The organism is Paenibacillus sp. FSL K6-3182, from assembly GCF_037976325.1.
In the GTDB taxonomy this organism is placed as follows: domain Bacteria; phylum Bacillota; class Bacilli; order Paenibacillales; family Paenibacillaceae; genus Pristimantibacillus.
This window is the reverse complement of record NZ_CP150265.1, coordinates 3,325,782-3,344,834: the sequence shown is the minus strand read 5'-3', so window position 1 is coordinate 3,344,834 and position 19,053 is coordinate 3,325,782. Positions and strand designations below refer to the sequence as shown.

Below are 19,053 nucleotides of genomic sequence, written 5' to 3'. Positions count from 1 at the left end.
TCACTTCCAAAGGATTATCTTGAGAGTCTGAACATTTTATGCAGAAATCCTTTGACACCGCCGTTAATTGCAGTATTCTGTGGTATTTCAAGAAATTGCTTTGCGATCCGGTCAATAGCAACGGATGCTTCGCTTCCAGGATAGGCTACAGTAAAGGGCACTTGACGCTTCACAGCTTTTGACACATTTGGGTCATCCGGCAAAATACCAAGATGAGGCAAATCGGATTGAAGAAACCTGTGTGCAACCATGCTAATTTTATCAGCGGTTTGTTTTCCTTCACGGAAATCAGCGGCTCGATTGACAATTAATTTGAAGTGAACATCCACCTCCATCGCTTTAACCATTTTAATTAAGGCGTAAGCATCTGTAATTGAAGTAGGTTCAGGCGTTGTCACAACGATTGTTTCTTGCGCTGCAGTTATAAATTTAACCGTTTCCTTCGATAGGCCTGCGCCAGTATCAAACAAGATCACATCATACCTGCCATGCAGCTTGCTAATCTCATCAGCGAAACGGTCAAGCTGCTCTGTAGACAAATCCATCAAATCTCTAAAACCAGATCCACCTGCAATAAAGTTCAGCCCTTCCGGACCTTCCTGCACGATTTCCCAAATTGTTTTCTCCTGCTTGAGCAGATGATACAAATTGTACGTGGACGAAACGCCCATAAGCACATCAATGTTGGCCATTCCGATATCTGCATCAAAAACGAGCACTTTTTTACCCAATCGTTGGAGCGCTAATGCAAAATTCAAGCTGAAATTCGACTTTCCAACTCCGCCCTTACCGCTCGTTACCGTCACTACACGAGTCGTGCGGCCTTCATCTTGAAGCTCCTGCTGCTTGACTAAATTACGTAATGCTTCAGCTTGATCCATCATAAACTATTGCTCCCGAGCAGCTGTTTAACGTATGAATCCACTTGAAACTTCTCTATATCGTCTGGAACGGTCTGCCCACTCGCCATATAGGTAGGAAGCAATTCAAAATTCATAATGAGATTGAATATTGCTCCGTAAACCGAAGTTTCATCAAGCTTTGTAAACAACACTTTTCGAACGCCGTATTTGCAAAAATGATTGGCTACTGCCGACATATCCTTCGTCTTGCCAGTCATGCTAAGCACAAGCACCGTTTCGTTAGCCTCGGTCGTTTGAAGCAAGCTGTTGACCTCAGATACATGAAGCTCACTACGGAAGTTTCTCCCAGCTGTATCCATATAAATGAGCTCTCGCTCTTCAAGCTGCTTGAAAGCACGGGGCAAATCCATCTGCGAGAAAACGACCTCTAGCGGCACGTTCAAGATGTTGGCATAGGTCCTTAGCTGATCCACAGCTGCAATTCGGTAGGTGTCCGAAGTAATGAACCCCACTTTTCTGCCCTGCTTGATTGTTTGTTCAGCTGCAAGCTTCGCAATAGTCGTCGTCTTGCCAACTCCGGTTGGACCAACAAAATGAACCACTCTTACATGACTGCTGATACTGCTGCCACTGTAGGGTTGCAGCCACTCTTGCAGCAGCTCTGCCGCATGCTCCCATATTTGTTCCTTTGAAAAAACGATTTTTCCTTCGGATTCTTTGTCAGAAATAGCTTGTATCAAACGCTCGATCCATTGCAATTCCATTTCTTGTTCTATCAAATGTTCTCTCAGTGCAATCAAGTGCTCTGACATAGAAATAAGATTGTTTTGCTGTTTCGAGAGTTTTAACATGTATTCTCTTAAATCTCGAATCTCATCGATGATGAATTGCTCTCGTTCTATTTTGTCCTTCTGAGGCTCTGCAATCGGTACTGAAGAAATTGCTTGAACGCTTGGCGGTTCCATTACAGCCGTTGCTGTTCGCTGCGCCGTTTGCAAAATTTGCTCAACGACCGCATCCACTTGAGGATCCGGGTTTCGCTGAGGTTTTGCTTGGGGATTCGATTGATTCGATTCGATAGCGGCGATAACCTCCATCTTTTTCTTACGAAACATCCCCATAAAGCCGCCTACTTTAATTTCCTTCGTATTCAATATAACTGCATCTTTCCCAAGCTCGCTTCGAATCAGAGAGACCGCTTCTGGCAATGCACTGACGACATATCGTTTTACTCTCATAGATTCACCACCCCGACACTCTGAACTTCAATATTTGGTTCAAGTTCACTATAAGAAAGAACGGGTACATCCTGCATCGTTCTCTCCACAATTTGTCTCAAATACATTCGAATGGTAGGTGATGCGAGTACAACAGGCTGTTGGCCCGCTTGAATCTGACGATTTACATGCTCATTGAGCTTCTGGTAAATTTGTTGAGTGGAAACAGGATCTAGTGCAATATAGCTGCCTTGATCCGATTGCTGCACAGATTCAGCAATTTTTTTCTCAAGCTGCGGTCCTACTGTTATCACTCGTAACGTATCGCTACCAGATGAAAACTGCTGTGTAATTTGTCTTGATAGCGACTGACGTACATACTCTGTCAATATATCAGGGTCTTTCGTATAGTTTCCATGATCCGCTAATGCTTCAAAGATGGTAACTAGATCTCGTATAGACACCTTTTCTCTTAGAAGCTTCGACAACACTTTTTGTACGTCGCCAATAGTAAGAATAGACGGTATAAGTTCATCAATAAGCGCAGGATAAGACTCTTTTACATTTTCTACGAGCTGCTTCGTTTCTTGACGTCCAATCAGCTCATGTGCGTGTCGTTTAATAATCTCAGTTAAATGCGTAGCAACGACAGAAGGCGGGTCAACGACTGTATAGCCGGAAAGTTCGGCACGTTCCTTCATTTGCTCGTCAATCCAAATCGCAGGCAATCCGAAGGCTGGCTCTGTTGTTTCAATACCAACGACCGAATCGTCCTCAAATCCAGGGCTCATGGCCAAATAATGATTAAGCAGCAAATCGCCGCGAGCAACGGTGTTGCCTTTAATTTTGATGACATACTCATTTGGCTTTAGTTGAATGTTATCCCTTATTCGGATGACTGGAACGACGAGCCCAAGCTCCAGCGCACATTGCCTACGTATCATGATGATTCGATCAAGCAAATCTCCTCCCTGCTGCGTATCCGCAAGCGGGATAAGACCATAACCAAACTCAAATTCAATCGGATCGACCTGCAAGAGGCTAATTACACTCTCTGGACTGCGAACCTCTTCGATTTGCTGTTCTTCGACAAGCATTTCCTCTTGCTCTTGTTGCTTATGTATAGCTTTCTGCATATACCAGCCGCCAAAGGCTAGCATAATAGCGAATGGCCAAGTCCTTAATGGACCGATAGGTGTAAGGCCTAGCAAAGCGATTGTTCCAGCTGCAATAAATAGCAGCTTCGGGTATTTGAATAGCTGAGCGGTTACATCCTCTGCCAAGTTCCCCTCTGATGCCGCTCTAGTTACAATAAGACCAGCAGCTGTGGAAATAAGCAATGCAGGTATTTGACTGACGAGACCATCACCTATCGTAAGGATCGAGAACGTCGAAAGCGACTCGCCAAAGCTCAAGCCATGAATCGCCATACCAATGATAAATCCGCCAACTAAGTTGATGACTAGAATGATAATGGAAGCAATTGCATCACCCTTTACAAACTTGCTGGCACCATCCATTGCCCCGTAAAAGTCCGCTTCACGTTCGATTTTGGAACGACGTGCTTTCGCTTGATGTTCATTAATCAAACCAGCATTCAAATCTGCATCAATACTCATTTGTTTACCCGGCATCGCGTCGAGCGTGAATCGTGCTGCAACTTCCGCTACCCGTTCAGAACCTTTCGTAATAACGATGAACTGCACGACTACGAGAATGAGGAAGACGATAAATCCAATTGCAATTTCTCCACCGCCAACCCAGCTGCCAAACGTAGCTACGACTTCCCCTGCTTCCGCATGTGACAAAATATTTCTAGTAGTAGAAACGTTAAGCGCAAGTCGGAATAAGGTAGTGATTAGTAGAATTGCCGGAAATATAGAGAAATCAAGAGCTTCCTTTGTATTCATTGCAATAAGTAATATCATCAATGCTATCGAAATGTTTAAAATGATGAGTACATCGAGTAGTAGGACTGGGATCGGGATTATCATCATGAGTACAATTCCAATTACGCCAAATAGTATTACAAAGTCCTTTGCTTTCATGACGCCTCCACCTCCCGTAGTGTTATGATTTCAATCGGCCTTTCATCTTATATACATATGCGAGCACCTCAGCCACAGCTTGGAACAGATCTGGAGGTATGACATCCCCAATCTCCGCTCGTTCATAAAGCGCTCTGGCAAGCGGTTTATTTTCCATTGTCACAACACCGTTTTCTTTCGCTATTTCTCTAATGCGAAGCGCTACATGATCCATCCCTTTGGCGATGATTCTTGGCGCTTCCATTTTGGTTGCATCATATTTCAATGCAATAGCGAAGTGTGTAGGGTTGGTAATGATGACATCCGCTTTAGGAACCTCTTGCATCATACGCTGCATGGCCATTTTGCGTTGACGCTCACGAATGCGGCTCTTAATGATCGGGTCACCCTCAGATTTTTTGTATTCATCCTTAATATCCTGCTTAGACATTCTCAAACTTTTGTTATGCTCATAACGCTGATAGAAAAAATCTGCTAATGCGAGTACAGCGAGCACCACACCAATTTCTATACCTAGTTTTATCGTTAAACCCGCGGTAAAACTAAATATTTGTTGGATTGGCAAGCTAGCAAGCACTAATATACGGTTCCATTCTTTGGATATGGTCATATATACAAGCACTGCTACAATAAGCAGTTTTAAAACACTTTTCAAAAATTCGACTACTGTTTTAGCTGAAAAAATTTGCTTAAAGCCGTTGATCGGGTTCAATTTGCTTAATTTCATTTTTAGAGGATCACCGGTTAGCAAAAAACCGTACTGTACAACGTTGCCGAGGACACCGACAAGAACGGTTACCGCAAAGATTGGCAGTAAGATTAGCAGCATTTCAATTGCCACATCATTGAATAGCGACATAATGTTGCCTGTCGTAACATCCATCAACAGCCAGTCTTCAAACAGATTGCCGAAGAGCATCATGATATGTGTCTTGAAATAATTGCCCATCATAATGAAGCTCATAAAAACAAAAATTAATATTAATGAACCCGGTAAATCAGCCGATCTCGCAATTTGACCCTTTTTTCTTGCTTCATCCTTTTTCTTCGGAGTTGCTTCCTCAGTCTTCTCTTGACTGAAAAGCTGCAAATCAAGCTCTAGACGGTAATTTCGCATGGGAAGCTTCCTCCTATTTCACGTCAGGCGGCGGTCCTTGCACGATACCGAATAACTGCTCCAAAGCATCAAACATGATGGAAAACAATCTTTCGAATATGCCAGCAAGACTTGGCATTAACAACACTAGCAAAATCATGCCTATAATTAGCTTTAGAGGTATCCCGATTACAAAAACATTGAACTGAGGAGCGGTTTTGGTTAAGAAGCCTAAGCCAACATCCGTCAGAAACATCGCTACTACTAACGGCGCTGACACTTGGATGGCCAGCAAAAACGTGTTTGCGAATGTTCTTGTTAAAAAATCAGTAATGCTGCCGCTCATTATTCGGCTAAATAAATCATTGGACAAAGGCATCCATTCATAACTGTCCATAAGGCCTGTTAATAAAAAATGATGACCGTTCATCATTAAGAAAACAACTAAGATCATCATGTATTTAAAATTTCCGAGCAATGGGGCTGACGTACCTGTATGGGGATCTACGATATTTGCCATTGCAAAACCAACCTGCATATCCATTAAGGCTCCCGCGGTCTGAACGACCGTGAAGAACAAGTAGACTACATACCCAAGCAGTACGCCGACCAATATTTCTCGAACCAGAACCAAAATATATTCAGCGTCCGGAACCATCGTCTGCTTCACGCCGTACGTTAAGAAAACGATAAACGAGATAAAAAATCCGAGCCCAATTTTGAAAACATTCGGCACGCCTCGCGACGAAAAAACAGGCGCTACGACGAAAAACGCAGTTATTCGACAAAAGATTAACAAAAAAATAGGGAAACCCTGTACGATCGCGTTCATACACTCACAACCTAACCGATGTAATTATGAAGATTGTTCAGCAGATTGTAAGTGAAGTCGATAACCGTATTTAGAATCCATGGGCCAAAAATGATGATGGACACGAAAACCGCTACAATTTTCGGAACAAATGCCAGCGTCTGCTCCTGAATCTGTGTTGTTGCTTGAAATATGCTGACTAGTAACCCTACGACCAAAGCAAGAACGAGCATTGGTGCACTGGCTTTCAAAACAACGAATACGGCCTGGCTGGCCAACCCGATTATGAAATCAGTACTCATCAAAAGTCCCTCCCTGCTAGTATCACGTGTTGAAACTTAATAACAAAGATTTTACGATCAAATACCATCCATCTACTAATACAAATAGCAGTATCTTAAACGGCAAGGAAATCATAACAGGAGGCAGCATCATCATCCCCATTGCCATCAATGTGCTTGCGACAATCATATCGATGACTAGAAACGGAATGAATATCATAAACCCCATTATAAAAGCTGTTTTCAGCTCGCTTATGGCATATGCAGGTATTATTACTGTGATCGGAATGTCTTCAACTGAAGCTGGCTTCTCTGTTTTCGTATAATTCATAAAAAGCATTAAGTCCTTTTCCCTTGTATGAGAGAACATAAACTCTTTCATCGGGATTGAGGCTTCTTTAAAGGCTTCTGTTTGAGAGATTTGACCTTTTAAATAAGGCTGCAATGCAACATCATTTACTTGTGAGAACGTTGGAGCCATGATAAAGAAGGTTAGGAACATTGCCAGTCCAATCAACACTTGATTGGGTGGCATTTGCTGTGTTCCAAGCGATGTTCTTACAAAGCCCAGAACGATAACGATCCTAGTAAAGCTTGTCATTAGCACCATAATCGCTGGTGCGATACTTAGTACTGTAATTAATAGAAGAATGGATAATGCGCTAGTATCGGGCGTGTCACCGCTTCCGTTGCCAATATTGATGGATACGTCGGGTAACGGCTCGGCAAATGCTTGATTATGTAATAACATCGCAAGCAATTGAACAACAACGATTGATATCCACCACTTATTTTTCATCATCCATCAACCGTTCATTTGATTTAGATTCATGCAATAACGATTCCAATTGCTGCTTGCGGTCAGCTTGCTGACTAAGCTTACTTTGCAACAAATCCTGAAAGGAAGACGTCTTGTTCCACTGCTCGTTCGTAGGATCAGAGCCATTCGGATTGTTGCGATCTTTGAACTTCTTAAGTATTTGTGAGACTAAATCCTTTGACCGAGCCGATTCCTGTTGACGCTCCAGCGCTGAAATAACAGCACTTGCTTGCTCAGGATCATCTAGCTTGTCAATTAGAGTTATGTTCTCGCCGACGCCAACGATATAAATCCGACCTGCAATCTCGACGACCTGTAACGAGTTATTCTGTCCTAGCGCAATACCGCCGAGTGAACGAAGCGATCGATTCGTTCCCCACATGCGATTGCGCTGCGACAACCATTTAATGACTAAAATAATTAATACGATAACGATGGCAAGCGATACGATAACCCAAATCATGTTTCCCGCTAGATCATTTGTTCCGGTAAACATCATTTGTCCTTCATCGTTTGCGCTGCTGCCGCCTTGTGCCGCAGCAGCCGCAAATTGTGGCCAAATCGCCATCCCAAGAGCAGACACCATTGAAATGCGCGAAGCTATGTTAAACATAATGTCTAACCGTTATCCGAGTGTTTTCTTGATCGCTTCAATTACACGATCAGCTTGGAACGGTTTGACGATGAAGTCCTTTGCGCCTGCTTGAATCGCATCAATTACCATTGCTTGCTGACCCATTGCTGAACACATAATTACTTTAGCATTGCTATCAATTTTTTTAATTTCTTTCAGAGCGGAGATTCCGTCCATCTCAGGCATCGTAATATCCATTGTTGTCAAATCTGGTTTCAATTCCTTGTACTTCTCAACTGCTTGTGCGCCGTCTTGGGCTTCACCGACGACTTCGTAGCCGTTCTTTGATAAAATGTCACGAATCATCATGCGCATGAAAGCTGCGTCGTCTACGATAAGAATGCGGTTTGCCATCTTTTTATCCTCCTAGGATGCTATTGTAATTTTTGAATGCGGTCCCATTGGCTTACGATATCCGTTACACGAACACCAAAGTTTTCATCTATGACAACAACCTCGCCTTTTGCGATCAGCTTGTTATTCACTAGGATGTCGACTGGTTCGCCAGCTAGCTTGTCCAGCTCAATAATAGAACCTTGCGACAGCTCCAAAATATCTTTTATCTGCTTTTGGGTCCTTCCTAATTCTACCGTGACCTTAAGCGGTATGTCGAGAAGTAAATTGAGGTTTGTCTCATCTGGCTGAATAATTGGCGCATTGCCAAAATTAGCAAATTGCACAGGCTGTACATTAACATTTCGACTAGCTGCATGACCATATGTATGAGGCCCCGGCGGCTGCATCGACATGTCGTAGCCAGCTGCAGGTGTTTGATACGGCATAGAAGGCATTTGAGGCGCCTGTGAAGCCATATTCATTTGCGGCGGCACAGCGTTCAAGTGGGCTGCTGCAGCCGTTTCTTGCATTGCCATAGCTTGTTGTGCTGTCGGCGCTGCTGCAGCCGGTTGAGGCGCTGGAACAGCAGGCTGAGCTGGCTGATCATCTACCACTCCCATTAATATATCAACCATTTGTTTCGCAAACGGAATGGGAAGCAGCTGCATGATTGTTGAATCTATGAGATCTCCAATCGTAAGCCGGAATGATATTTTTATAAACATATCTACCGGTGGCAAATGCTCCATGCCATCACCATTATTAACATCTAGAATGTCAATGCCCGGCGGCGAAATATTGACAAAACGATTAAATATCGTTGACATCGACGTAGCAGATGATCCCATCATTTGATTCATCGCTTCTTGAACTGCACTAATGTGAATTTCATTAAGCTCTTCTACAGTGATGTTGGTGCCTTCACCGCCAAGCATCAAATCAGCAATGATTTGGGCATCTTTTGTTTTTATGACAAGTGAATTAATGCCTTGAAAGCCGTCTACGTATTGCACGCTAACTGCAACATGAGGCTTAGGGAAAATGTCAGCAAGCTCATCTTTTCTTACAATAGTAACTTGTGGTGTAGTAATATCTACTTTCTTTCCAAGCAACGTTGACAATGCTGTTGCCGCACTGCCAAATGTTATGTTTCCAATCTCACCCAGAGCAGACTGTTCCATATCGGATAAAAAGTCTGAAAGTTGTGTTCCGACTTCAGTGTGCTGCTCCGGTTCCGGCTCACTGGAGGATTGACGTAGCAATGCATCAATTTCCTCTTGTGACAAATAGTCTTTACTCGTCATAATCTTCTTCCACTCCTTCAGTGACAATCTCATCTACTTGAACAGCTAGCCGATCCTTAACAGAGCCTGCACTGCCAATGAATTTAAGCTTGTCTCCAACTTTAATGTTGAGACCATCATTAACTGATTTATTCAATGAAATAACATCACCAATATTCAGTCCTAGAAACTCTTGAATGGTTAGCGACGATTCGCCAAGCTCAGCTACGATAGGAAGCTTCGCTTTATTTACTCGCTGCTCCAATATTTCAACTTCCTCTGGCGCGCGAGCTTTCTTCTGCGATACAAACCAGTGATGAACAGACAGCCTGGACATAATCGGTTCAATAACGACATGCGGAATACAAAGGTTAATCATACCCGTCGTATCGCCAATTTTGGTGCTGAATGAAATGAGAGCGATCGTTTCATTGGGCGATACAATCTGCATGAACTGCGGGTTCGTTTCCAATGCTTCCAGCCTAGGAGAAATATCGATTACTGTTTTCCAAGCTTCCTGCAAGCCTTCAAATGTTCGACTGAAAATTTTCTCCATAATAATGGTTTCAATTTCAGTTAAGTTGTTGATTTTGGATGGCGCTATGCCTTGTCCGCCTAACATTCGATCCAGCATTGCGTACGCTACGTTTGGATGAACTTCAAGCACCATACGACCTTCCAACGGCTCCGCTTCAAAAATGTTCAATATCGTCATCTTTGGTATCGAACGAATAAATTCATCGTAAGGCAATTGCTCGACCTGCACGACATTAATTTGAACAAATGTGCGAAGTTGTGCTGAGAAATAGGTTGTCAAATACCGTGCGAAGTTTTCATGAATCCGCGTCAAACTTCTAATATGATCCTTCGAAAAACGTACGGCGCGTTTGAAATTATACACACTGACTTTTCGCGTCGTTTCTTCCTTCTTTAAATCCTCTGCATCCATTTCACCGGAATCCAAGGCAGCTAGTAGCGCATCAATTTCATTTTGCGATAAAACATCAACCAAATATCTCACCTCCTTCGAGGAATGTCTGCGTAGTCAGTTAAAGTGGAGCAAGTGTAAAGTCTGTGATTTCTACCTTAATCAACTTACCTTTAGGAATAATAGGATTGATTAAGTTGAGAAGCTTCGACTCAAGTGCGTCTTCACCTTGAGAACCCTGCAGCTCATCTGCTGTCATATCAGCAATAACACGGTTAATAATTGGGCGAACTTCAATCTCAAGCAGTTTATCAAAATCTTCTTTTGTTTTCTTCTTGTCGAGCTGGAAAGCAAAACTCAAAATAACGACATATTCACGATCTTTCAGATTTCTTCTGAATTCCTTTAATTCAGAAGTTACGGCCACACGCTCATCAGCCGATAAAGCTTTAACCTCAATCGTTTTTGTCTCCGTCGCCTGCTCCTTAGGGTCAGTAAAAAACGACTTGAACAAGATGATTGAAACAATGGCGATTAATGTTATAGATAACAAAATCGTAATTAACCAAGGTAGCATTTTCTTCATGACGATGGACCCTCCGTTTGCTCACTCTTTTGGGCCGCCGCAATAAGGCCAATTGTGCGAAGATACTGCCCATTAAGCTGCAACAGTTCCGTTGTTTTTTCTTTTACAACCAGCTTCTTGCCCGTCGTAAGTGTAATCACCGTATCCGCTGATTCTTCAATCATTTCAATTAATAAAGCATTTATTGTGACCTTTGTTCCGTTCAACCGCGTTACGGTAATCATCAGTTGCCCCCTCACACCTAGGGGAGGCGTTAAGCCTCCCGCTCGTTATGACTTACTTATCGTTTTAGATTAACTACCTCTTGCAAAATTTCATCAGAAGTTGTAATGATACGTGAATTCGCTTGGAAACCACGTTGTGCAACGATCATTTCTGTAAATTCAGCAGTTAAGTCAACGTTAGACATTTCCAGCTGACCGGCAATGATTGCGCCTGTACCGAATTCAGGATCAGTCGCGAACGTCATGAAATCCTCAATAGAAGCATCCGGATTAGCATTCGCTGTAACACGGTACATATTGCCGCCCAGTTTCTCAAGGCCACTTGGATTTACAACTTTGGCTACGCCAAGCTGTGCAACGGCTTCCGTACCATCCGCTGTTACACCCATGATCGTTCCGTCTTGACCAATTGAAAACGCCGTAATTGCCTCATCAAGTACGATAGGCTCTTGATCAACGCTTAGTACGAAATAGCCATCACCTGTAACAAGCTGTCTATTCGAATCAAGCGTAAAGTTGCCCGCACGTGTTAAAAGCATTTCAGAATCTTCGCTCGCTCTAACTACGAAAAATCCGTCTCCGTCAATACGAAGGTCTGTCGGTTGGTTCGTTGTCATTGCGCTTCCAGCGGTATGTACGGTATCGATAGAGCCGATAGACACGCCGAGTCCGATTTGTTTTGCGTTAACGCCGCCGCGCACGCCTTCCTCAGGTGCGGTAACGCCCGCAACCGTTTGGCTCAAAATATCTTTGAACATGACGCGACCTGCTTTAAAGCCAACCGTGTTCACGTTCGCAATATTGTTACCAATAACGTCTAGCTTTGTTTGGAAGCCGCGCATACCGGACACGCCCGAATACATCGATCTTAGCATTTTCGTAATTCCTCCTAGGGAATGGATTAAAATCTTATGGGCTTCAAAAAAATGTTAGCACTATCATAAACTGCTTCAATCGGTCCACAGCTTGAGGCTCCCTGATAGGTCCAGCCTTACGATAATATAATAGCGCTGTCTATTTGCGTAAATACGTTGCTTCGCATTTGCGCGCCATCCATTGCAGTCACAACTGTACGGCTTGGGACATTCACAATCATTGCAATGTCTCGGAAAACGATTAATGAATCCTGAGCGCCTTTGGATGCAGCCTCTTCGACCGCATTCATTATTTTGGTTAATGACTCTGGTTGCAAGTTAATGCCTCGCTGCTGCATTCTAACCTCGGCATGATGACTAAACTTTAAAACCTTGCCATTAAGTATTTCTTGAAATTCAGATGGTTGAGCTGTACGATTGGCAACTGTCTTGCTAGGCTGCAGAGGTGTCGACTTAACCGGGAAAATATGACCGATTTTTATGCCTTCACTCATTATTTATCAGCCCCTTCCTCAGCGCCAGCTGGATCCGAAGGATTCTTGTCTACGCCGTTATCTTCCCCTGTAGAATCCTCTGGCGGTGGTGTTTCACCCGTTGTTTCCGAGATAGAGTTGACATAATCAAGAGCAATCTCAGCTCCGCCTACCCTTGCATAAAGGAGACCATCCTTCGAAATAATGGAATCAACTACGCCTTTGGCGGTCTTGATTGCACCAGCATCATCATATTCATTCCATTCAATCGTTTTACCGATCAAGCTGGATGCTGAACCAATGTTTTGACGCATTAAAGATAGCTCGGTGGACATATTCATCAGCTGCTCTACAGAAGTAAATTGCGCCATCTGAGCGATGAACTCTTTATCCTGAAGCGGCTGCATAGGATCCTGGTTGCGAAGCTGCGTAACTAGAATACTTAGAAATTGATCTTTTCCAAGCGTATCCGTGTTTTTTTTGTTTGCTGCAGCTTGTACATTCTCTTTGCTGTAATTCGGCCAAACTACGCGAGTAGAAACGCTATCTGCCATTTCCGATCACCTCCGATCTCTCTAACCCTCTACTAACTCTACTACGCTTTAACGTTGATGCCTCTGCCAAATCCAAGACCCTGAATTGTCGCTTGTTGAACCATTTCGGTTTCAAATTGAGACTCATTCACAGTATCGTCAGTGTTCACAGCATTACGATTAGATGACTGCTGCTGGTTGCTTCCTTGTCCATGCTGCTGTTGAAACAGCTGCGCAGCTGATTGACCTTGCGAAACCTCAAGCTTATCTACCATAAGGCCTTGTGCTTGAAGTGCTGACCGCAGTTGAGCCATTTGATTATCCAGCATGTCCTTGGCCATTGCCGTATCCGTTTGGAAGATCGCGGTTAGAAGTCCATTTTGCATCGTTATTTTAACGTCTACTTGCCCTAAATGTTCAGGGTATAACATGATCTTCGCTTCTGAAACGCCATTCAATGTTGTAAGATCAAATTTCTGTACGATCATACCTGTCATGGATTGGGCAAATTCATCAGCGACAACAAATGATGTAGCTGCTGCTGCATTAGCAACAAGAGAAGTAAACGTCCGCATTGTATCCGGATTGTTTGTTCCAAGCTGCATTTGCGGAATCAATTCAATAGAAGAGTCAGATACATCTGATGCGATTGCCTGCTCCATACCCTGAACTGCAGTTGTTAATAATACTGGATGGGCAGTTTGCTGTGACAGTCGTTGCAATAGCGTACTAACGTCTGCTTGCTGTACATTTTGAGCCGTAAACAGTTGTTGTGTAAAAGCGGTCGATTTCGTATGAGTCTTAGTCGTATCCACCGGCTCGCCTTCCAAAATCGCTGTTAACGCCTTAAGCTGTTGTGCCACCAAAACCGTTGGCTCTTGCTGTCCAACCAATTTTGTTGTTCCCTGCTGCAGCATCACTTGCATTTGCAGCAACGTATCCTGCAGGCTTGATTTGATATTTACTGCATTTTTCCCCTCTAATGAAATAGAGGAATCTTCCTCACCGTTAGTCGGTTGACCAATCGGTTGTTGAATAACAGGCACTGGAATGCCAAGCAGAGCAAGTAAAGCATTCATTTGATCAAGCACATCTTCCAACTGTTGGAGCTGCTGATCATCTTCAAGAGGAGCCTTGCCGTCTTCACCATTAGTTGCATCCAATTGCGCTAGCAAACCATCGATGATTGACATGAGGTCAGTTAATGTTGGTGCTACAGTAGCGCCATCCACCAAAGCCATAGCTTCCTTAGATACGTTTGCAACTAAAGGTGCAGCTTGTGTCTGACTTGTGCTGCCAGCGGTTTCGCTATTAATTTGCTGCACTAACGTTTTCTGAAACGCTGCTCCGCTTGTATTGCCGCTCGCTTGTCCCGTTGTTGTTCCTTGTGCTTGCGGTTGTACTACAGCAACTTGTGAAATGTTTATTTCCATTTTTCTCACCTCCTTTCAAATAGAGGGAAAACTTAAGGTCAGACATTAACTTCCTGTCATTAATTTAGCTACAATTTTTGCTGTAGTCGTTTCATTAATTCCAGACATTTCTGCAATAATGGATGATCTTGTTTGATTGTCCACCGCATTTAATATCCGAAGCACTTTGCTTGGACTCACATCTATCATTTTGATAAGAAGCTCTGCTGCGCTCTTTGCATTCATAGCTGTAAACGTTGCACTTAATTGCTCTTGATCAAGAACAGAGGAAGCAGGCTTCGTTGTTGGCGATTTCTGCGAATCAAGTCTTGCTTGAAGCGCGGCAATTTGCAAATCCTTTGCCTGCACGTTATCCTTCAGCTTCATCGCTGCATCAGCTGCCGTCTGAGGATTCATCTTCTCCATAATGCGCACTCGATCGTCAGGCCGCATATTTGCAAATACGAGCACTATTTCATCTAAAGTCATACTTTGCAAGATTGGAGCAGCTTTACTTGGCGTAATTTTGGAAAACATGCTTGCCAGCTCTTGAATTTTCGCTTGATACTGCTCATCCTCAAGCAATTGATCATCGTTTACACCTTTAAGCTGGATGTTATCACTTTCCAAGTCCTTTACTTCTTGCTCAAGCGTCGCTTTCGTTTGATTCGCAGCTGCCAGTTCGCTTTCAATTGCAGTAAGCTGTGTTTGCAAATCTGCAATTTTTGCTGACATATTCGCTGTCTTCAAAGCATCATCATTTCCAGGCCCGCCTGCAACCTTAGGCTCGGGAAGCACGTCTTTTAGAAAGGGAACTGAGTTTCCGGCTTCCAGCATTTTATTGCGGAAATCAATATTGAACAAGGTGTACAAAACACCGAGCAATACGATTGCGAATAAAATTGGTGTCATCAAAAACATAATTCTCTCTAGCGTGCTATAGCCTTGCTTTTCATTATCCATACCCGCCAATTCCACTCACTCCCTCTAGCCGGTGTCACGCATCACTTTATGGGGTTGGTATCATGAAACGGACGCTTGCCATCTCATCTAGTTCGTTCTGCTCTTTGATTTGCATCGCATACTGGAACCGATCACGCGCATGATCTTTTGCTTTAAGCCACACTTTCTCATCTTTCATCTTGTCTGAAAGCTTAAGTCGGCTTTGCTCAACCGCCTTCTGTGCATGCAACACATCTTTCAATTTGCTTGTAATGCAAGTGACCAAATAGTCCAAATATTGCTGAATAACTTGAAGCTCAGATAAAGGAACAGCAGTCTGTGAAGATTCAAGCAGCTTGCTTTCCCATTCTTGCTGCTTCGCACGCAATTGCTCTAACGACAATTCTTCAGCCGCTAGAGCACCAATGGCCGATGAAAGAATCCATTCCGCCTGTGTTTTTTCACTAGATTTTAAATCAACAACCTTTTGAAAAGTATAACGAAACGATGCCATCTCGTGATTCAACTCCTGTAGAAGTCATTAATTAAACGACTTTGCGCTTCCTCTAAGCTCACCTTTTCATTGGTCTTTTGCTTTGTGTAGCTCTGAATCGGTTCAATAAATTCTAGCGCCATATCAATTTCTACATTTGATCCTCGTTGGTACGCCCCTATATTGATCAGGTCTTCCGAATCTTTATATGTAGCTAGCATTTTTTTCAGTTCATTCGCCGCATCTTGCTGTTCTTCTGTGACAATTTCCTTCATAACACGGCTGACAGAAGCTAAAACATCGATGGCAGGAAAATGACCCTTATGCGCTAGCTGACGACTTAAAACGATATGACCATCCAATATTCCGCGGACAGCATCCGCGATAGGTTCATTCATATCATCACCATCAACAAGAACGGTGTAGAAGGCGGTTATCGAGCCTGTTGGCCCTGTCCCTGCACGTTCCAGAAGCTTTGGCAGCGCAGCGAATACAGAAGGTGTGTAACCTCTAGTAGCAGGCGGTTCACCAATAGCCAGACCTACTTCACGAAGAGCCATTGCATACCTTGTAACGGAATCCATCATCAACATAACGTCCAGACCGCGATCACGGAAATATTCAGCAATGGATGTCGCAATTAATGCGCCCTTCATGCGAATGAGTGCTGGCTGATCTGAAGTTGCAACAATAACGACCGAACGGGACAAGCCTTCTGGGCCAAGATCCTTCTCGATAAATTCGAGCACTTCACGACCACGCTCGCCGATCAACGCAATTACGTTAACATCAGCTGAAGTATTGCGAGCAATCATGCCAAGCAGTGTACTTTTCCCTACACCGGATCCGGCGAATATGCCAACACGCTGACCACGCCCGACGGTAAGAAGCCCATCGATCGCTCTTACACCGATACCGAGTGGTTCAACGACGCGCGGACGTTTAAGCGGATTGCTTGGTTCATTATAAGTAGAATAATGCGGCATACGCCTTGGCAAAAATGAACCATCCAGCGGATTTCCAAGTCCATCGAGCACTTTACCGAGCAGCTCTGATCCGACTTGAACAGTCAAAGGCTTGCCTGTACCTACAACATCACAGCCCGGGCTAATGGACTGAAGATCACCGAGAGGCATTAATATTACTTTATTATCACGAAACCCAACGACCTCTGCCTTGATAGGCTTTGCGCCTTTGGAAGGATAAATAAAGCAAACATCGCCTATGCTCGCATCAGGTCCTTCTGACTCCACGGTTAGGCCGATGACCTGAGTGACTTTGCCATTGACCCGAACGGGATCAAGCGGCTGCAAATGCTCGATATACTTAAGCACATCTAGATTATTCACTATCATAGGCTTGACCTCGTTCTTCGCCGCTATGATGAGCAAGATGTATTAATTCTTTTTTGATCTCAGCAAGCTGCGTGTCAATTCGAGCGTCTATGCTGCCAAATGAAGAGCGAATGACACAACCGTTGTCTTTAACCGTCGAGTCAGGCAAAATTTGCAATTCCGCTTGTGAATCGATGGCCATATGAAGCTCTTCTCTTGCCGCTTGCACGAATGCAAGCTGCCCAGGTGCAACACATAGAGTAATAACTCCTTGCTCTCTGCGTCTAGACAATGATTTGCGAATGAGCTCGATTGCCATTTCAGGTGCCGTAGATAGCTGCTGCCCAATAATTTTTTCGGCAATCGCACAGCTTAGTTCAACAAGAAAGGGTTCTGCTTCCTGAATGATTTGTTCTCTCATTTGGAATGCAGTTTTTAGCACATCCGATGCTTCAGCCAGCTTTTGCTCCCAGATCTCACGCATTTCCTTTTCGGATTGCGCGGCTCCTTCGGCATAACCAAGCTCATAGCCTGATTGCCTGGATGCTTCTGATGCTGATTCATCTTCCGTACGTTTTTCGAGCCACCATACATCGATTTGCTGCTGTGTTTCAGCAAGAAGCTTTTCGCTTTCTTCTGCTGCATCACGCAGTCTCTCTTCTGCATATAGCTGAGCATCATTTAATATTTGATCTCGCAAAGTTATCGTTTCTTCATCAGGAACGGGTTCCATATCCTCTTCCTGATCCAGCGATTCATTGATTTCAAGATTCCTTTGATGCAGCCATTCAAGCTGCTTCAATTGATCAAGAGTAATCACACTCGAAGATTTGATCAAATTAGACAATGATATCGTCTCCTCCACCACGGGCGATGATGATTTCACCTGACTCTTCTAATCTGCGAATCGTAGCAACAATGCGTGTTTGCGCTTCTTCAACATCACGAAGCCGCACTGGTCCCATAAATTCCATTTCTTCTTTGAATGTTTCGGCCATACGCTTCGACATATTGCGGAAGATGGCTTCTCTAACTTCTTCACTTGCCACTTTAAGCGCAAGCTGAAGATCGGAATTCTCGATATCGCGAATGATTCGTTGAATGGAGCGATTGTCGATATTGACGATGTCCTCGAACACGAACATCCGTTTTTTGATTTCTTCTGCAAGCTCTGGATCTTGAATTTCAAGCGCGTCGAGAATCGTACGCTCCGTCCCGCGATCGACACCATTCAATATTTGAACGATAGAGTCGATACCGCCAGCATTCGTGTAATCCTGGGTAACGGTTGCGGATAGTTTTTGCTCAAGCACTCTTTCTACCTGCGAAATGACTTCTGGCGATGTGCTATCCATCAGAGCAATTCGCCTTGCAACCTCTGCTTGTTTCTCTTGCGGCAGCGATGAAAGAATGTGCGAAGACTGCTCCGATTGCAAATACGATAATACCAAAGCAATCGTTTGCGAGTTCTCATTTTGAATAAAGTTCAAAATTTGTGTAGGCTCCGCTTTTCTAGCGAAGTCAAATGGTCTTACTTGGAGCGTTGCCGTTAACCGGTTAATAACTTCAAGAGCTTTTTGTTCACCAAGCGCTTTCTCCAAAATGTCTTTGGCATAAGAAATGCCGCCTTGCGTGATATACTCTTGAGCCATACAGATTTGGTGGAACTCGCTTAAAATCGTTTCACGATCACTACTGTCCACTTTACGGACATTTGCGATTTCAAGTGTTAGCTGTTCAATTTCTTCATCTCTTAAATGCTTGAATATTTGAGAGGATACATCAGGTCCAAGCGTAATAAGTAAAATGGCAGCTTTCTGTCGACCAGATAATCCTTGCATTGATTTTGACACATGAACCACCT

At 43.7% G+C, this 19,053-nt stretch carries 22 protein-coding genes; all 22 read right to left on the bottom strand.

The genetic code is table 11. From position 1 onward, the window contains the following. Positions 1–14 precede the first annotated feature (14 nt). The 22 genes from MHH56_RS14515 to fliG all read right to left on the bottom strand — a co-directional run bounded on the left by MHH56_RS14515 (position 15) and on the right by fliG (position 19,030). Positions 15–884, bottom strand: coding sequence for a MinD/ParA family protein (locus MHH56_RS14515; protein WP_339208931.1), 870 nt, complete (start codon positions 882–884; stop codon positions 15–17). Further along, a complete protein-coding gene (gene flhF, locus MHH56_RS14510; RefSeq protein ID WP_339208930.1) occupies positions 881–2,101 on the bottom strand; it encodes a flagellar biosynthesis protein FlhF in 1,221 nt (406 codons plus the stop codon). Before flhF ends, MHH56_RS14515 begins: the two co-directional genes overlap by 4 nt. Beyond that, on the bottom strand, positions 2,098–4,128 hold the full coding sequence (gene flhA, locus MHH56_RS14505) for a flagellar biosynthesis protein FlhA (RefSeq protein WP_339208929.1): 2,031 nt from the start codon (positions 4,126–4,128) through the stop codon (positions 2,098–2,100). Before flhA ends, flhF begins: the two co-directional genes overlap by 4 nt. Positions 4,129–4,150: 22 nt before the next feature. Then, on the bottom strand, positions 4,151–5,245 hold the full coding sequence (flhB, locus tag MHH56_RS14500) for a flagellar biosynthesis protein FlhB (protein ID WP_076269161.1): 1,095 nt from the start codon (positions 5,243–5,245) through the stop codon (positions 4,151–4,153). Positions 5,246–5,258: 13 nt separating this feature from the next. Continuing rightward, the gene (fliR, locus tag MHH56_RS14495) at positions 5,259–6,056 is read right to left on the bottom strand and encodes a flagellar biosynthetic protein FliR (RefSeq protein ID WP_339208927.1); all 798 of its coding nucleotides are present in this window, start codon (positions 6,054–6,056) and stop codon (positions 5,259–5,261) included. Between the two features lie 11 nt (positions 6,057–6,067). Continuing rightward, positions 6,068–6,337, bottom strand: a complete 270-nt coding sequence (gene fliQ, locus MHH56_RS14490) for a flagellar biosynthesis protein FliQ (protein ID WP_054028974.1) — start codon at positions 6,335–6,337, stop codon at positions 6,068–6,070. Positions 6,338–6,359: 22 nt separating this feature from the next. Beyond that, positions 6,360–7,115: a flagellar type III secretion system pore protein FliP gene (gene fliP / locus MHH56_RS14485; RefSeq protein ID WP_339209596.1), complete on the bottom strand. Its 756-nt coding sequence runs from the start codon at positions 7,113–7,115 to the stop codon at positions 6,360–6,362. Further along, a complete protein-coding gene (locus MHH56_RS14480; protein WP_339208925.1) occupies positions 7,105–7,704 on the bottom strand; it encodes a flagellar biosynthetic protein FliO in 600 nt (199 codons plus the stop codon). The genes fliP and MHH56_RS14480 overlap by 11 nt, the downstream gene beginning before the upstream one ends. A 57-nt stretch (positions 7,705–7,761) precedes the next feature. Further along, positions 7,762–8,124 carry a response regulator gene (locus MHH56_RS14475; protein WP_076269158.1) on the bottom strand — a complete coding sequence of 121 codons (363 nt, stop codon included), beginning with the start codon at positions 8,122–8,124 and terminating at the stop codon, positions 7,762–7,764. A gap of 20 nt (positions 8,125–8,144) precedes the next feature. Continuing rightward, on the bottom strand, positions 8,145–9,410 hold the full coding sequence (gene fliY / locus MHH56_RS14470; RefSeq protein ID WP_339208924.1) for a flagellar motor switch phosphatase FliY: 1,266 nt from the start codon (positions 9,408–9,410) through the stop codon (positions 8,145–8,147). Next, on the bottom strand, positions 9,400–10,401 hold the full coding sequence (gene fliM / locus MHH56_RS14465) for a flagellar motor switch protein FliM (protein WP_054028979.1): 1,002 nt from the start codon (positions 10,399–10,401) through the stop codon (positions 9,400–9,402). Before fliM ends, fliY begins: the two co-directional genes overlap by 11 nt. A 37-nt stretch (positions 10,402–10,438) precedes the next feature. Next, positions 10,439–10,903 carry a flagellar basal body-associated FliL family protein gene (locus MHH56_RS14460; protein ID WP_076269156.1) on the bottom strand — a complete coding sequence of 155 codons (465 nt, stop codon included), beginning with the start codon at positions 10,901–10,903 and terminating at the stop codon, positions 10,439–10,441. Then, entirely contained in the window at positions 10,900–11,127 is a 228-nt protein-coding gene (locus MHH56_RS14455) for a flagellar FlbD family protein (RefSeq protein ID WP_054028981.1), read from the bottom strand. The genes MHH56_RS14460 and MHH56_RS14455 overlap by 4 nt, the downstream gene beginning before the upstream one ends. Before the next feature lie 56 nt (positions 11,128–11,183). After that, complete coding sequence (gene flgG / locus MHH56_RS14450; RefSeq protein ID WP_076269155.1) at positions 11,184–12,002, bottom strand: flagellar basal body rod protein FlgG; 819 nt, start codon at positions 12,000–12,002, stop codon at positions 11,184–11,186. A gap of 116 nt (positions 12,003–12,118) precedes the next feature. Continuing rightward, entirely contained in the window at positions 12,119–12,496 is a 378-nt protein-coding gene (locus tag MHH56_RS14445) for a TIGR02530 family flagellar biosynthesis protein (RefSeq protein ID WP_339208923.1), read from the bottom strand. Beyond that, entirely contained in the window at positions 12,496–13,029 is a 534-nt protein-coding gene (locus tag MHH56_RS14440) for a flagellar hook capping FlgD N-terminal domain-containing protein (protein WP_339208921.1), read from the bottom strand. Before MHH56_RS14440 ends, MHH56_RS14445 begins: the two co-directional genes overlap by 1 nt. Positions 13,030–13,070: 41 nt before the next feature. Further along, entirely contained in the window at positions 13,071–14,441 is a 1,371-nt protein-coding gene (locus MHH56_RS14435) for a flagellar hook-length control protein FliK (RefSeq protein ID WP_339208919.1), read from the bottom strand. 45 nt (positions 14,442–14,486) lie between these two features. Beyond that, positions 14,487–15,383, bottom strand: a complete 897-nt coding sequence (locus tag MHH56_RS14430) for an MgtE protein (RefSeq protein WP_339208918.1) — start codon at positions 15,381–15,383, stop codon at positions 14,487–14,489. 46 nt (positions 15,384–15,429) lie between these two features. Next, positions 15,430–15,876, bottom strand: coding sequence for a flagellar export protein FliJ (gene fliJ / locus MHH56_RS14425; RefSeq protein WP_076269151.1), 447 nt, complete (start codon positions 15,874–15,876; stop codon positions 15,430–15,432). An 8-nt stretch (positions 15,877–15,884) separates the two neighbouring features. After that, on the bottom strand, positions 15,885–17,210 hold the full coding sequence (gene fliI, locus MHH56_RS14420) for a flagellar protein export ATPase FliI (RefSeq protein WP_076269150.1): 1,326 nt from the start codon (positions 17,208–17,210) through the stop codon (positions 15,885–15,887). Then, positions 17,197–18,036 carry a FliH/SctL family protein gene (locus MHH56_RS14415; RefSeq protein WP_076269149.1) on the bottom strand — a complete coding sequence of 280 codons (840 nt, stop codon included), beginning with the start codon at positions 18,034–18,036 and terminating at the stop codon, positions 17,197–17,199. Before MHH56_RS14415 ends, fliI begins: the two co-directional genes overlap by 14 nt. Beyond that, positions 18,029–19,030 (bottom strand): flagellar motor switch protein FliG, encoded by a 1,002-nt coding sequence (fliG, locus tag MHH56_RS14410; RefSeq protein WP_179089844.1) that lies wholly within the window; start codon positions 19,028–19,030, stop codon positions 18,029–18,031. Before fliG ends, MHH56_RS14415 begins: the two co-directional genes overlap by 8 nt. Between the last annotated feature and the right edge of the window lie 23 nt (positions 19,031–19,053).

Coding starts and splice junctions, on each gene's coding strand:
- fliR (WP_339208927.1), bottom strand. CDS start 6,056: ATGAACGCGATCGTACAGGGTTTCCCTATTTTTTTGTTAATCTTTTGT.
- fliQ (WP_054028974.1), bottom strand. CDS start 6,337: ATGAGTACTGATTTCATAATCGGGTTGGCCAGCCAGGCCGTATTCGTT.
- MHH56_RS14430 (WP_339208918.1), bottom strand. CDS start 15,383: ATGGATAATGAAAAGCAAGGCTATAGCACGCTAGAGAGAATTATGTTT.
- MHH56_RS14440 (WP_339208921.1), bottom strand. CDS start 13,029: ATGGCAGATAGCGTTTCTACTCGCGTAGTTTGGCCGAATTACAGCAAA.
- fliP (WP_339209596.1), bottom strand. CDS start 7,115: ATGAAAAATAAGTGGTGGATATCAATCGTTGTTGTTCAATTGCTTGCG.
- MHH56_RS14460 (WP_076269156.1), bottom strand. CDS start 10,903: ATGAAGAAAATGCTACCTTGGTTAATTACGATTTTGTTATCTATAACA.
- flgG (WP_076269155.1), bottom strand. CDS start 12,002: ATGCTAAGATCGATGTATTCGGGCGTGTCCGGTATGCGCGGCTTCCAA.
- MHH56_RS14455 (WP_054028981.1), bottom strand. CDS start 11,127: ATGATTACCGTAACGCGGTTGAACGGAACAAAGGTCACAATAAATGCT.
- flhB (WP_076269161.1), bottom strand. CDS start 5,245: ATGCGAAATTACCGTCTAGAGCTTGATTTGCAGCTTTTCAGTCAAGAG.
- MHH56_RS14445 (WP_339208923.1), bottom strand. CDS start 12,496: ATGAGTGAAGGCATAAAAATCGGTCATATTTTCCCGGTTAAGTCGACA.
- fliY (WP_339208924.1), bottom strand. CDS start 9,410: ATGACGAGTAAAGACTATTTGTCACAAGAGGAAATTGATGCATTGCTA.
- flhA (WP_339208929.1), bottom strand. CDS start 4,128: ATGAAAGCAAAGGACTTTGTAATACTATTTGGCGTAATTGGAATTGTA.
- MHH56_RS14480 (WP_339208925.1), bottom strand. CDS start 7,704: ATGGCGATTTGGCCACAATTTGCGGCTGCTGCGGCACAAGGCGGCAGC.
- fliJ (WP_076269151.1), bottom strand. CDS start 15,876: ATGGCATCGTTTCGTTATACTTTTCAAAAGGTTGTTGATTTAAAATCT.
- fliI (WP_076269150.1), bottom strand. CDS start 17,210: ATGATAGTGAATAATCTAGATGTGCTTAAGTATATCGAGCATTTGCAG.
- MHH56_RS14475 (WP_076269158.1), bottom strand. CDS start 8,124: ATGGCAAACCGCATTCTTATCGTAGACGACGCAGCTTTCATGCGCATG.
- fliG (WP_179089844.1), bottom strand. CDS start 19,030: ATGCAAGGATTATCTGGTCGACAGAAAGCTGCCATTTTACTTATTACG.
- MHH56_RS14435 (WP_339208919.1), bottom strand. CDS start 14,441: ATGGAAATAAACATTTCACAAGTTGCTGTAGTACAACCGCAAGCACAA.
- flhF (WP_339208930.1), bottom strand. CDS start 2,101: ATGAGAGTAAAACGATATGTCGTCAGTGCATTGCCAGAAGCGGTCTCT.
- MHH56_RS14515 (WP_339208931.1), bottom strand. CDS start 884: ATGATGGATCAAGCTGAAGCATTACGTAATTTAGTCAAGCAGCAGGAG.